The sequence below is a fragment of the Pseudomonas sp. GD03944 genome, from assembly GCF_029839275.1.
GTDB lineage: Bacteria > Pseudomonadota > Gammaproteobacteria > Pseudomonadales > Pseudomonadaceae > Aquipseudomonas.
In genome coordinates this window covers 24,562-37,688 of the sequence record NZ_JAOCAH010000010.1, presented here as the reverse complement: position 1 = coordinate 37,688, position 13,127 = coordinate 24,562, and the positions used below count along the sequence as shown (strand labels likewise).

The window sequence follows — 13,127 nt, the reverse complement described above, 5'->3', positions numbered from 1 at the left end:
GCGTGGGCCTTCGGGCTTGGGCGCAGGATAACCCGAACCGCATCGATTCATGAGCGGGAGCCTCGTTGAACTGTGACCGCGAAAACACTTGGGCGTAGCGACGCCCGGCAGCGGGGTGTCACGGACGGACCGGGCGGCCCGCCGCTCATGACAGCAGGCTGACCACCGCGAAACGCGTGAGGTTGGCCTGGGCCAGCACCGTCTGCGAGACCACCGAGTAGCCGGGCGACTTGCGTCCGCGCGTGTCGAACACCGAGGAGGCGAAGCCCAGGGCCCACTGTTTCTCGTCCTGGCTTTCCTGGCGGGCAAGGAAGTCGCGCACGTCGGCCTGGCGCTGGCTGAGCTGCTCACGCAGGGCGCCCACGCGGTCCAGGGCCGAGACCACCGAATCGAGCAACTGGCGCAATTCGCGGAAGGTGTCCTGGCCCAGCTCGGTGGGGAACGCGAGCAGGCCGTCGTCGTGGCTGGCGATCGGGGCGGCGACCTTGCTGAACAGCTTGCCCTCGCCCTGCATACGCAGCTGGCCCTTGATGGTCTGCCAGTCGCCTTCGGGGGCGGAGAATTTCAGGGCGCCGTCCTGATCCAGCTCGGCGCGCATGCCGGCCTGGCCCAGGCTGCTGTTGAAACGACGCAGCACCTGCTCGCTGCTCATGCCGTCGTCCAGCACCACGGCCAGCGGCTCGGCGAGGTAGCGCCCGGCGCTGAGCAGCAGGGTTTCCTTGCCGGAGCGCTGCACCGCTTCGATGGATTCCAGGCCCTGCAGGCTGAAACGGCTGCGCAGCGGCTCGTTGAGGCGCAGCTTGAAGGTGGCATCCAGCGATTCGCCGGAGCGCTTGGCGCGCTGCTCCAGCAGGCTGTTCACCTGCTGCAGGGAGCGGGCGATGCTGTCGCGCTCGTTGACCGTCTGCGGCGAGCTGATCTGCCGGCTGAGGTTGAGCTTGAGGGCCGACAGCTGGTCCGACAGCTCGCTGAGGTAGCGCTCGGCGGACTGCATGGACGACAGCTGCTGGTTGAGCTGCAGGCTGAAACCCGCGCCCTTGCCCAGCAGGCGCTCGGTGCCGGCGGCCAATTCGTTGGCCCGCGCCGGGGAGGCACGGCGCGGCACCAGGGGCGAATCCGGGAGCTGCGCCTGATCGCGCGCCCGCGGATCGAGAATGGTCGTGACCGGTAGCTGCTTGTCGATCTTCATGGCGCGGACCCCGGCGGCTTACAGCAGGCTGAACAACGACAGCTCGTTGACCCGCAGGTAGGTCTTCTGGGTCGCCTGCAGCGAGAGCTGGTAGTTGTTGAGGTCGATGGTGGCGCCGGCGTAGTCGAGCTTGGACAGCTCGCCGTCGATCTTCTGGTTGACCAGGGACACTTCCTCGTTGCTGTCGTTGAGCAGGCTCAGGGTGTTCTGCCGCCCGCCCAGCTCGGTGATTGCGCCCAGCACGCCGCCGTGGGTGGCGTCGAGCTGGTTGAGGGTGTCGGTGATCTGCTGGCGCACGGCCGGGTCGCTGGCATCCAACGCCGGGTCCTTGAGCATGGCGACCAGGCCGTGCAGGTCGTTGAGCATGTCCATGTTCGGTCCGAACACGTCCAGGGCGGTGACGTTCTCGGCCACCAGCACGCCGTTGGCCACGGCGGCCTGGCGGTGCTTGTCGTTGCCGGTCATCACGTAGGTGTCGGTGCCGGCGTCGTAGGTCACGGCCGGCACGTCGCTGAGGGTGCCGGAGAACAGGTAGCGGCCCTCTTCGTCGCGCACGTTGGCGAAGCTGAGGATGGTCTTCTCGATGTTCTCGAGCTCGCCGGCGATGGCCGCCAGGTCCTGGCTGGTGTTCGAGCCGTTGGAGGCCCACAGCAGCAGGTCGCGCACGTTGAGCATGGCGTCCGAGGTGGACTGCAGGTTGGCTTCCTGGGTCGAGAGGTTGCCGGAGACGTTGGCGATGTTGGTGCGGTACTGCTCCAGGCTCGCTTCTTCACGCTGGATGCGCAGCACCCGCACGCTGGCGATCGGGTCGTCCGAGGGCAGCAGGATGCGTTTGTTCAGCGCCATCTGCTGCATCAGCTTGGCCACCTGCGCAGAACTGCTGTTCATCGAGTTGTGCATCAGGGCGGTGGTCTGCGCGTTGGTAATCCGCATGGGTCGATTCTCGGCTGGTTAACGGCGCGGCATTCAGAAGGACGCGAGCATCTCGTCGAACAACTGGTTGGCGGTGCTGATGACTTTCATGTTGGCGGTGTAGGCCTGCTGGTAGGTCATCAGGTTGACCGCCTCTTCATCCAGGCTCACGGCGCTGACGCTGTCGCGCTGGGCCTGGGCCTGCTGGGTCACGGCGGTGGCGGACTTGAGGTCGGCCTGGTTCTGCCGGCTGGTGCTGGCCACCTGGCCGAGCAGCCCGGCGTAGGCGTCGTTCAGCGTCACCTGGCTGCCGCCCACGGTGATGGTCTGGCCCTTGAGCTGCAGCAGTTCCAGCAGCACTTCGTTGTTGCCGCTCTCGCCCGCCGCCGAGGACAGCGCCAGCTCTTCCGGCGACACGTCGTTCAAGGTGAGCATGGCGGTGGTGCTGGTGGCGTTGTAGGTCAGCAGCGGCTGGCCCGGGTTGCCGTTGAGGTCGAAACCGGTGGCCAGGGTGTCGTTGATCATCTGCGCCAACTGGCCGGCCATGTCGTGCAGGGCGTCCTGGGAGGTGCGCAGGCTGCCGTACTCCACGTCGTACAGGCCACCGAAGGCGCCGCCGAAACCGTCCTGCTTGAGCGGGAAGCTGGTGCCGGCGAAGGACAGTGCGACTTCCTGCTCGCCGGTCGGGGTCTTGGTGATCTGCAGACGCCCGGCGGTGGCGCCGGCCACCAGCGGCTGGCCGTTGGCAAGGGCGACACTGAGCGAGCCGTCCGGCACTTCGTTGACCCGCAGCTTGGCGTACTTGCTGAGGTCGTTGACCAGGCTTTCGCGGTGGTCACGCAGGGCCGAAGTGTCGCCACCGATGGACTGGGCTTCGACGATCTTCTTGTTGAGCAGCGCGATGTTCTCGGTCAGGCCGTTGATCTCGCTGCCCATGGCCGTGCGCTGGTCGTGCAGGGCGTTGATCTGCGCGTCGATGTTGCTGTTCAGGCCGTTGAAGCGCTGGCTGAGGTTGCGCGTCTCGCTGATGATCTGCTGGCGCAGGGCGACCGAACCCGGCGTGGCGCTGGCTTCGCTGAGCGCGGCGAAGAAGCGGTCGAGGCCGACGCTGATGCTCGAGCCGTCGCCGGACATCAGGCCTTCGAGGGAGGTCAGGTACTGCTGCGAGTTGCTGTAGTAGTTCTGCTCGGTGGTGGCACGCCACAGCTGCTGGGTCTGGAAGTCGTTGGAGAGCCGACGGATGCTGGTGACTTCCACACCGCCGCCGACGTTCAGCCCGCCCTGGCCCGACAGCGAGCTCATCACCGTGTGCAGGCGGCTGAAACCGGGCGTGTTGACGTTGGCGATGTTCTGTCCGGTGGTGGACAGCGCCACCTGGGCCGCGCGTACGCCGCTGAAAGCGATCTGGTTGAGGGTGCTCACGCGTCAATCTCCTTGCGCTCAATGCGGATCGATTGAGCAAATGCGGCGGAGCGGGATTGATGACCTGCGTCCGCCACCGAATGGGCTGTTCTCTCCGGTAAGGCGACGTAATCGGCCGGTAACTTAAATCGGTGGATCTGTGCCGACAGCGGCGCCTCGGCCGGCAGCGTGCGCGCCGGGGCGGCGGTGTCCAGGCGCTTGCTGGCGGCGCTGCCGAGCACCAGGCCCTGGTCGGCCCCGACCGCGGTGCCGAGCTGGGCCTGGGTCTGCCCCGACAGCGGGCTGACGTCGCCCTGCGGAGGGGACGCCGGCGTTTTATCCACAGGCGGCGCGGACGCTTGCAGGTCGCTGAGGATCTTGTGGGTGTAGTCGCGGGTTTCCTGGAACGGGATGCGCTGGATCCACGCGCCCACACTGATCTCGCCACGGCGCGGGTCGCCGTTGCGCTGCAGCCATTCGTCCACGCGGCCAGGACCGGCGTTGTAGGCAGCCAGGGCCAGCGCGTGCTCGCCGTCGTAGCGGTCGAGCATCTTGCCCAGGTAGGCGCTGCCCAGTTGCTTGTTGTAGCTGGCGTCGCTGGTCAGCCGCGCCTCGTCGAATTCCAGGCCCAGTTCGGCGGCCATTTCCCGGGCGGTGTCCGGCATCAGCTGCATGATGCCCCGGGCGCCCTTGGGCGACACGGCATCGACCCGGCCGCCGGATTCCTGCTGGATGACCCGGTCGACCAGGGCGACGAAGCCTTCGGAGCTGCGCTGCCAGGCGCTGCTCAGGGTGTCGACGCCACGCTGCCAGGTGCTGCGCAACGGATCGAGCAGGCTCGGCGAACGCTCCGGCAGGTCGGCGCTGCGGGCGGCTGCGGCGGCCTGTTCGAAGTCCAGGGGCTCGCCGGCATTGCCAGACAACTGCTTGACCAGCAGGTCGGCGATGCCGGTCTGCTTCTTGCCCGCCAGGGTCTCGGCCAGCACTTCGTCGTAGAAGTCGCGCATGGTGTCCAGCTCGCGGCTGCGCATCGGGTTGTCGGCCGACAGCACGTCGCTGGCCTTGCGCATCTGCTTGAGGATCTGCTGCAAAAACAGCGCCTCGAACTGCTCGGCGGCGACTTCCAGCTGCTCGCGCCGGGGCGAGCCGATGCCGTCGGCGGCGCCGCGGTGGGTGTTCAGGTGCTGGGCGAGGGAAACGATACTCATGGGCCGCCTGCGCTTAGATGACGATCAGTTCGGCGTTGAGCGCGCCGGCCTGTTCCAGGGATTGAAGGATGCTCATGACGTCGTCCGGGGTCGCGCCCAGGCTGTTGACGGTGTTGATGATGCTTTCCAGGCTGGCGCCTTCGGGCCACTTGAACATGCCGTTGGCTTCCTGGGTGACGTCCACGTCGGAACGTGGCACCACGGCGGTCTGCCCGCCGGAGAAGGCGCCGGGCTGGCTGACCTGGGGGTTCTCGCTGATGGTCACGGTCAGGGTGCCGTGGGCCACGGCAGCGGCCTTGACCCGCACGCCCTCGCCCACCACCACGGTGCCGGTGCGGCTGTTGAACACCACCTTCGGCCGGGTACGGCCTTCTTCCACTTCGACCGCTTCGAGCATGGCCATGAAGCTGATGCGCTGGTTGCTGGACACCGGCGCGCGCAGCGACACCTTGGTCGCGTTGAGCGCGGTGGCGGTGCCGCTGCCGAAGCGCGCGTTGACCGCCTCCACCACGCGGCTGGCGGTCTGGAAGCTCGGCTGGCGAATGTTCAGCATCACCTCGTCGCGCTCGGAGAAGTCGCTGGGGATCATCCGCTCCACCGTGGCGCCGTTGGGGATGCGGCCACTGTTGGAGGTGTTGATGGCCACGCTGGAGCCGCTGCGGCCTTCAGCGTTGACGCCGCCGACCACCAGGGCGCCCTGGGCCAGGGCGTAGGTTTCGCCGTCCACACCCATCAGCGGGGTCATCAGCAACTGGCCGCCGCGCAGGCTCTTGGCATCGCCCAGGGACGACACGGTGACGTCCACGGTCTGCCCGGCGCTGTAGGACGGCGGGATCTCGGCGGTGACGGTCACGGCCGCGACGTTCTTCAGCTTGGGGTCGACGTTCGGCGGCAGGTTCACGCCGAACTGCTTGATCATGTTGGTGACCGACTGGCTGGTGAACTTCACCTGGTTCTTGTCGCCGGTGCCGTCCAGGCCGACCACCAGGCCGTAGCCGATCAACTGGTTGCCACGGATGCCCTCGATGTCCACCAGGTCCATCATCGGCACGGCGCTGGCCATGCCCTGGGCGAGCAGCAGGCCAGCGGCGGCGAGAAACTTCAGAAACGGGCGCATGCCGTCAGGCTCCAGTTACAGGGGGAACAGGGGGTGGGTGAAGAAGCGCGTCAGCCAGCCCGCCGAGTTGCTGTCGTTCAGCACCCCGCGACCGGCGTAGGAAATGCGCGCGTTGGCCACGTTCTGCGACGACACCTGGTTGTTGCGGTTGATATCGTCCAGGCGCACCAGGCCGGTCAGGCGGATGTACTCGTCGCCCTGGTTGAGGCGCAGGGCCTTCTCGCCCTTCACCACCAGGGTGCCGTTGGGCAGCACCTTGTGCACGGTCACCGCGATGGCGCCGCGCAGGGTGTTCTGCTGCGAACTGCGCGCCGAGCCGGTGAAATCGCGTTCGGCCGAGGCCGAGCTTTCCAGGTCCGAGTAGGTGCTGCCGAGCACGGTGGGCACCGGCACCGACAGGCTCGACGATTTGCCGAAGCTGGTGCCGGCGCTCTTGCTCGACTGGGTCGATTCGTCGAGCACGATGGTCAGGATGTCGCCGACCCGCACCGCGCGCTGGTCCCGCAACAGCGAGCCGCCGTAGCCGGAGCGGAACAGGCCGCCGCTGGTGGTCGGCGGCAGGCTGTAGTCCAGTTCCAGCGGCTGGTACTCGCTGGAATCCTCGTCGGGCAGCATCTCGTTGAAGCTGGCGCAGCCACCGAGCAACAGCACCAGCAGGAGCGGGAAAAGGCGCGTCATGGCGGTCACACGGTCTGGTTGAGGAACTGCAGCATCCCGGAGGAGGCGTCCAGCACCTTGGCGTTGGCCTCGTAGGCGCGCTGGATGGAGATCATGTTGACCATGGCCTCGACCACCTGCACGTTGGAGCCTTCCAGCACGCCCTGCTTGATCGTGCCCAGGCCTTCCTCGCCCGGCACGCCTTCGACCGGCTCGCCGCTGGCCACGGTCTCGCGGTACAGGTTGCCGCCCATGGCTTCGAGGCCAGCCGGATTGACGAAGTTGGCCAGGGTGATCTGCCCCAGCTCCACCGGCACGGTGTCGCCCGGCAGCACGGCGGTGACGATGCCGTCGCTGCCCACGGTGAAGCCACGGCTGCCGGCCGGCACTTCGATGGCCGGCACCAGCGGCAGGCCCTGGGCATTCACCAGCACGCCTTCGGCGTTGGGTTGCAGTTGGCCGCTCTCGGTGAAGAAGATTTCACCGGCCGCCGATTCCACCTGGAAGAAACCCTGGCCGACGATGGCCAGGTCCATGGGCTGCCCGGTGGGCTGCATGGCGCCTTCGGTGAAGATCTTCTGCGTGCCGGCCACGCGCACACCGCTGCCGAGCTGGATGCCCGACGGCACGGTGTTGACCAGGTCGGCCTGGGCGCCCGGTTGCAGTTCGATGGAGTAGAACAGGTCCTCGAACACCACGCGGTCGCTCTTGAAGCCAGTGGTGTTGACGTTGGCCAGGTTGTTGGCCACGGCCGACATGGCCTTGTCCTGGGCCGCGAGGCCGGTCTTGCTGACCCAAAGTGCAGAGCTCATCGGTATCTCCCTTAGCTGCCGCGAATCATGCGATTACCCGCCTCGGACAGGTCCTCGGCAGCTTTCATCATCTTCACCTGCGTTTCGAACAGGCGGTTGAGGCTCATGGTCGCCACCAGCTGGTCGACGGCCGAGACGTTGCTTTCTTCCAGGTGGCCGGCGATCAGCCGCACGTTTTCATCCACCGGCAGGGCTTCGCCGTTGCGGGTGACCAGCAGGCCGGCTTCGTCCTTCACCAGTTCGGCGGCCGGCACGTCGACGCGCTTGATGCGGTCGACCTCGGCCATGACGAAGTCGCCGCGCGGCATCACCGAGACCACGCCATCGGAACCGATGTGGATGCTGTCGTACTCGGGCAGCACGATCGGGCCGCCCTCGCCCATCACCGGACGGCCGTTGATGGTCAGGTTCAGCTCGGCGTCCACCTGCATGCTGCCGTTGCGGGTGTAGACCTCGCCTTCCGGCCCTTGCAGGGCGATCAGGCCGCGGCCATTGATGGCGAAGTCCAGGTCGCGCCCGGTGGCCATCATGGCGCCGGGCGCCAGGCTCACGCCGTTGCTCTGCACCAGCGCCAGGTGGCGGCTGTCGTAGCCGTAGCCTTCCACCGCCACGGCCTTGGCCTGCTCAAGGTCGGCGCGGAAACCCGGCGTGTTGGCGTTGGCCAGGTTGTTGGCGCGCACCGACAGCGAGGTCATGGTGCGACTGGCGGCGGTCATCGCGGTGTAGCCCAAACGGTCCATAAATCAGCCTCAGATCGCGCTGAACAGCACTTGGGTGAGTTCTTTGTCGGTGGACAGCACCTTGGTGTTGGCCTGGTAGTTGCGCTGGCTTTCCATCAGGCCGACCAGTTGCTGGGTCAGGTCGACGTTGGAGCTTTCCAGGGCCGAGGCCGCCAGCTCGCCCAGGGCCCCCACGCCCGGCACGCCGATCAGCGCCGCGCCGGATTCGGCGGTCTCGCTCCAGGCGGTGCCGTTCTCGTTCTTCAGGCCGCCGGCGTTGATGAACGAGGCCAGGGCCACCTGGCCCTGGAGCATGCGTTCGCCGTTGCTGTAGTTGGCGTAGACCATGCCGTTCTTCTCGATCGACAGGCCGGTCTGCTCGCCCGCGGCGTAGCCGGAGGCGCGGTTGGTGGTGACCACGAAGTCCGAGCCGTACTGGCTGCTGCCGGTGTAGTCGATGGCCACGGCCATGGGGTCGACGCCCGCCAGCGGGAAGTTGATGGCCACTGGGGCGACCGGGCCGGTCAGCGCGCCGTTGGTGCCGAAGTTCAGCGCCTGGGGGCCACCCACGGCGACGCCGTCGGCGTAGTAGTGCGCGGCCCAGTCGTTGGCGCCGGTCTTGACGAAGTACTGGGTCAGGGTGTGTTCGCGGCCCTGGGAGTCGAAGACCTTGGTGGTGTAGGTGGAGTTGAAGGACTCGGCGTTGGCCGGGTCGAACGGCGCCACGGTCGGCACGGTTTCGTTGGAGTCCAGGTTCATCACGAACGACAGGGTGTCGGTGGCGCGGGCCGGCAGGTTGGCGTTCTGCAGTTGCAGGTCGCCCAGGTTGCCCACCTGCAGGTTGCCGTCGGCGTCTACCGGGTAGCCCTGCAGGCGGCCGGTGTTGCCGATGATGAAGTTGTCCTTGTCGGTGTCGAACACACCGGCGCGGGTGTAGCTCACGTCACCGTTGCTGCTGCGGGTGACGAAGAAGCCACCGCCGGTGATGGCCAGGTCCAGGCTGCGGCCGGTACCGACCAGCGCACCGCCCTTGCTGATGCTCTGGGTCAGGCCGAGGACTTCCACGCCCATGGCCTGGCTGTCGGCGTACACGCTGCCAAACTCGGTGCGCGAGGACTTGAAGCCGGTGGTGCCGACGTTGGCGATGTTGTTGCTGATGGTGTCCAGCTGGTCGGAAACGGCGTTGAGGCCGGTCAGGGCAATGTTGAAGCTCATGGCGTATTAACCTTTTGAAAGAGAGAGAAACGCTCGACTAGAGCAGACCGGCCAGTGACGACTGACCAAACTCGGTGATCTTGTAGAACGGCACGGAGCCCGCCCCCTTGATCTCCAGGACCGGCCCTTCGGCGCTGACCCGGACGTTGGTGACCAGGCCAGCCACTTCCACCGGCGGGAACTCGCCGCTGTCGGTGGTGACCTCGACCTTGTAGCGGCCGGGCTCCAGGCCCAGGGCCACGGGGTCGATCTCGAAGTCCACCGCACCGGCCACCTGGGCGCCGAGCTGAACCTCTTTCTTCACGCCGTTGCTGTCGGTCAGGGTCAGCACGGTCTTGCCGGCGCTGTGCTCCAGATTGACCCGGCCGCTGATCTTCTCGTCGCTCAGTTGCAGGCTGTCCACTGCGACCTTCACTTCCTGGCCGACCAGGCCGGCGGCGGTGAGGGTCTGCAGGTTGTCCAGCAGCACCAGGTTGCTTTTGCTCAGGGCCGTCATGTTTTCCATGCTCTTGACCTGGGACATGGCCGAGAACTGGTTGAGGAACTCGGTGCTGTCGACCGGCTTGGTCGGGTCCTGGTTGCGGATCTGCGCGACCATCAGGCTGATGAAGTTGTTCTCCATCTGCGTCGCGTCGCTGACGTTGACGCCCTGGCGCACCGCGTCATCGCTGCCGTAGGTGTTGGTGCCCGAGCCGGTGGAACTGACGGTGGCCATCACGCTTCTCCCAGTTTGAGCAGGCCCTGCTGCATGCCCTTGATGCGGTTGAGCACCTCGACGCTGGTCTCGAAGCTGCGGCTGGCGGACATCATGTCGGTCATCTCTTCGATCTCGTTGATGTCGGCGTAGAACACGTAGCCATCGCGGTCGGACAACGGGTTCTCCGGCTCGTAGCGGCGCACCGGCTCACGGCCGGCGGTGACCACGTCGAGCACCTGCACATGGGCACCGCCCATGCCGGCGCCGCGGGTCAGCTGGCCGTTCTCGTAGATGGAGGCGAACACCGGCTTGCGCGCCTCGTAGACGTCCTCGGGGCGGGCCGCGGCGGAGTCGGCGTTGGCCAGGTTGCTGGCCACGGTGTTCAGGCGCACGGTCTGTGCGTTCATCGCCGAGCCGGCGATGCGGTAGATCGAGTCGAATGACATGGCTTAACGCCCCTCGATGGCTTGTTTCAGGCCACGGAATTTCGAGTTGAGAAAGGTCAGGCTGGTCTGGAAATCCATCGAGTTCTTGGAGAACTCCGCTTGTTCCACACTCAGCTCCACGGTGTTGCCATCCTGCGAAGCCTGGGTCGGCACCCGGTACTGGTAGTCGGGCGAGCGCGTGGCCGCGAAGAACGAATCGAGGCTGCCGCCTTCGAGGCGACGCATTTCCGCGGCGAAGTCGATGTCCCGGGCCTGGAAGCCGGGGGTGTCTTCGTTGGCCAGGTTGGCCGCGAGGATTTCACTGCGCTCGACCCGCAACTCCAGGGCACGCGCATGAACGCCCAACGCCTCATCAATCCGTATACTCATCACCCACTACCCTTCAGCAAGGTTCAGTCCGGGAGTGCTGGAGCACAAACCATGCCCAACCCGACAAAGGTGCTTAAGCAGTTGATTTCAGTGGCTTTTACAAGAAAGAAGAACGCACGGAGCGCCGCATTGCTTCCGCATTCGCCGTACACGCCAGCAGGAAGCGGAAGCGTTTTTTCCGCATGGCGACCACTGCGCCTGGCGGCCGGTCTGGTGATCGGTCTGCTGCCGCTGGCGGCCCAGGCCGAGGTCAGCGCCGGCCAGCAGATCGACGACGCCGTGGAGCGCTACATCGCCCAGGCGGTGGCCGACGAAGCCACAGCCCAGGGCTGGACCGGGCAACGCTTCAGCCACGCCAGCACCTCGCTGAACAGCACCGCCGCCCTGGCTCCCTGCACGCAGGCACTGACGGTCAGCCCCAGCGACGCCGGTGCCTCGCTGCTGGCGCGCCAGCGCCTGGACGTGCGCTGCGCCGACCAGCCGGGCTGGGCGGTGGTGGTGAGCAGCCAGGCCAGCGTGTTCGTGCCGGCGGTGTTCAGCAGCCAGGCCATCGAGCGCGGCCAGACCATCGGCGCACCCCAGCTGACGCTGCAGGAGCTGGATGTCGGCAAGGCCTCGCGCGGCTTCTTCACCGACCTGGACGACGTGGTCGGCATGGGCGCCAAGCGCCGCATCCGCCCGAACCAGGCGCTCAGCCCCAGCCTGTTGACCAAGCCGCTGCTGATCAAGCGCGGCCAGCAGGTGAAGATCGTCGCCAACCATGACGGCATCGCTGCCTCGACCATGGGCGAGGCACTGGAGAACGGGGAGCTGAAGGCGGTGATCCGCGTGCGCAACCTCAGCAGCGGCAAGACCATCGAGGCCAAGGTGCTCGAAGCGGGCGTCGTCACCAGCACCTTTCGTTAGGGCTGTGCGGGGTTTGTGGGTGGGCGCGCTCCTGTAGGAGCGGCCTCGGCCGCGAGCTCGGCGGTTGCCAGGCCTGCATCGGGGTTTCGGTGGGAGAAGAGCTCGCGGGCAATCGGTATGCCGCCCAGCCGCTCCTACACAGATAGCGTCGCCGGTGTTGTGGATGGGCACGTTCCTGCGGGGCGGGAAGACCGGTCGTAGAAAAATTTCCAGGCGCCATTTAAGCGGCGGCAAAAGTCTGTCGCCTTACCCTTTCAGCAGGCAATCACAGCCAGCTCTAACCAAGCTCTCACGCAAAGGGAATACTCAAATGGCTCTGTCGATTCATACCAACTACTCCTCGTTGATCACCCAGACCAACCTGAACAAGACCAACAACGCCCTGTCGAACAACCAGCAGCGCCTGGGCACCGGCCTGCGCATCAACTCCGCTGCCGACGACGCCGCCGGCCTGCAGATCGCTACCCGTCTGAACGCCCAGTCCCGCGGCATGGAAACCGCCATGCGCAACACCAGCGACGCCGTCTCGCTGCTGCAGACCGCCGAAGGCGCGTTCAACGAAATGACCGACATCATGCAGCGCATGAAAGACCTCGCCACTCAGTCCGCCAACGGCACCAACGCCCAGGCTGACCGCGATGCCCTGCAAGCCGAATACGACGAGCTGGGTAAAGAGCTGGCCAACATCATGACCAACACCAGCTACGCAGGCGAAGCCCTGTTCGGCGCTGACGGTGCCACCGGCAAGTTCGGCGCTGCCGTGACCTTCCAGATCGGTTCCACCGCTGCCGAGACCCTGGAGCTGGACGCTTCGGCCGAATCCGCTGCCCTGGGCACCGCTCTGGACGGCCTGGCCGCCAGCTACGGCGACGCCACTGCCACCGGTACCGAAATCGCCACCGCTGCTGGCGCCAACGGCATGATCACCACCATCAACACCGCCCTGGACGACATCGGCGCCCTGCGTGCTCAGTTCGGTGCCAACATCAACCGCCTGAACCACACCGCCAACAACCTGGCCAACATGAAAGACAACACCGAAATGGCCAAGGGCCGCATCATGGACGCCGACTTCGCCAAGGAAAGCGCCAGCATGAGCAAGAACTCCATGCTGATGCAGTCGGGCATCTCCATGCTCAAGCAAGCCGGCCAGATGCCAGGCATGGTCATGTCCCTGCTGGGTTGATCCCGCAGCTCCTGATCAGGCGCAACGGACTGCGCCACCCCAGAACGCCCCACTCGGGGCGTTTTTTCGTGGGCGCTTTTCAGGCCCGCCACCGCCGCCTGTGCACACGTGATACCCGCCCGTGCAAACAACCCTTAAAGTCATTGGCTACGCTTGCCGATAAACGGTGCAACACGCAATCAACTGTCATCATACAAGGGCACAATTCCGATGCTGCATACCGCGCAAAGGTTCGACTTAGAGCGCTTTGTTGCCCACTTCATGGAGCACCGGACAGGCACCGTTTTTCAGCA

At 66.2% G+C, this 13,127-nt stretch carries 14 protein-coding genes; 2 read left to right on the top strand and 12 right to left on the bottom strand.

Going from position 1 to position 13,127, the window contains the following annotated elements; all coding sequences use genetic code 11:
- Nucleotides 1–145: 145 nt before the first annotated feature.
- The 12 genes from N5C28_RS16055 to flgB all read right to left on the bottom strand — a co-directional run bounded on the left by N5C28_RS16055 (nt 146) and on the right by flgB (nt 10,742).
- A complete protein-coding gene (locus N5C28_RS16055) occupies nt 146–1,189 on the bottom strand; it encodes a hypothetical protein (RefSeq protein WP_279823851.1) in 1,044 nt (347 codons plus the stop codon).
- A gap of 18 nt (nt 1,190–1,207) precedes the next feature.
- Nucleotides 1,208–2,122 (bottom strand): flagellar hook-associated protein FlgL, encoded by a 915-nt coding sequence (gene flgL, locus N5C28_RS16050; protein ID WP_279823850.1) that lies wholly within the window; start codon nt 2,120–2,122, stop codon nt 1,208–1,210.
- Nucleotides 2,123–2,155: 33 nt separating this feature from the next.
- Entirely contained in the window at nt 2,156–3,523 is a 1,368-nt protein-coding gene (flgK, locus tag N5C28_RS16045) for a flagellar hook-associated protein FlgK (RefSeq protein ID WP_279823848.1), read from the bottom strand.
- Nucleotides 3,520–4,710 carry a transglycosylase SLT domain-containing protein gene (locus tag N5C28_RS16040; protein ID WP_279823846.1) on the bottom strand — a complete coding sequence of 397 codons (1,191 nt, stop codon included), beginning with the start codon at nt 4,708–4,710 and terminating at the stop codon, nt 3,520–3,522. Before N5C28_RS16040 ends, flgK begins: the two co-directional genes overlap by 4 nt.
- 13 nt (nt 4,711–4,723) lie before the next feature.
- On the bottom strand, nt 4,724–5,773 hold the full coding sequence (locus N5C28_RS16035; RefSeq protein ID WP_279824113.1) for a flagellar basal body P-ring protein FlgI: 1,050 nt from the start codon (nt 5,771–5,773) through the stop codon (nt 4,724–4,726).
- A 69-nt stretch (nt 5,774–5,842) separates the two neighbouring features.
- Nucleotides 5,843–6,505 carry a flagellar basal body L-ring protein FlgH gene (gene flgH, locus N5C28_RS16030; RefSeq protein WP_279823843.1) on the bottom strand — a complete coding sequence of 221 codons (663 nt, stop codon included), beginning with the start codon at nt 6,503–6,505 and terminating at the stop codon, nt 5,843–5,845.
- A gap of 5 nt (nt 6,506–6,510) precedes the next feature.
- Nucleotides 6,511–7,296, bottom strand: coding sequence for a flagellar basal-body rod protein FlgG (flgG, locus tag N5C28_RS16025; RefSeq protein WP_279823841.1), 786 nt, complete (start codon nt 7,294–7,296; stop codon nt 6,511–6,513).
- Between the two features lie 11 nt (nt 7,297–7,307).
- Nucleotides 7,308–8,036: a flagellar basal body rod protein FlgF gene (locus N5C28_RS16020; RefSeq protein ID WP_279823838.1), complete on the bottom strand. Its 729-nt coding sequence runs from the start codon at nt 8,034–8,036 to the stop codon at nt 7,308–7,310.
- Nucleotides 8,037–8,045: 9 nt separating this feature from the next.
- Entirely contained in the window at nt 8,046–9,230 is a 1,185-nt protein-coding gene (flgE, locus tag N5C28_RS16015; protein WP_279823837.1) for a flagellar hook protein FlgE, read from the bottom strand.
- A 37-nt stretch (nt 9,231–9,267) separates the two neighbouring features.
- Nucleotides 9,268–9,945 (bottom strand): flagellar hook assembly protein FlgD, encoded by a 678-nt coding sequence (flgD, locus tag N5C28_RS16010; RefSeq protein ID WP_279823834.1) that lies wholly within the window; start codon nt 9,943–9,945, stop codon nt 9,268–9,270.
- The gene (gene flgC / locus N5C28_RS16005; protein WP_279823830.1) at nt 9,945–10,373 is read right to left on the bottom strand and encodes a flagellar basal body rod protein FlgC; all 429 of its coding nucleotides are present in this window, start codon (nt 10,371–10,373) and stop codon (nt 9,945–9,947) included. Before flgC ends, flgD begins: the two co-directional genes overlap by 1 nt.
- 3 nt (nt 10,374–10,376) lie before the next feature.
- Nucleotides 10,377–10,742 carry a flagellar basal body rod protein FlgB gene (gene flgB, locus N5C28_RS16000; RefSeq protein WP_279823826.1) on the bottom strand — a complete coding sequence of 122 codons (366 nt, stop codon included), beginning with the start codon at nt 10,740–10,742 and terminating at the stop codon, nt 10,377–10,379.
- A gap of 213 nt (nt 10,743–10,955) precedes the next feature.
- Here flgB and flgA point away from each other — a divergent pair, with 213 nt between their 5' ends.
- On the top strand, nt 10,956–11,648 hold the full coding sequence (gene flgA / locus N5C28_RS15995; protein ID WP_279823821.1) for a flagellar basal body P-ring formation chaperone FlgA: 693 nt from the start codon (nt 10,956–10,958) through the stop codon (nt 11,646–11,648).
- Nucleotides 11,649–11,958: 310 nt separating this feature from the next.
- On the top strand, nt 11,959–12,834 hold the full coding sequence (gene lafA, locus N5C28_RS15990) for a lateral flagellin LafA (protein WP_279823819.1): 876 nt from the start codon (nt 11,959–11,961) through the stop codon (nt 12,832–12,834).
- Nucleotides 12,835–13,127 lie beyond the last annotated feature (293 nt).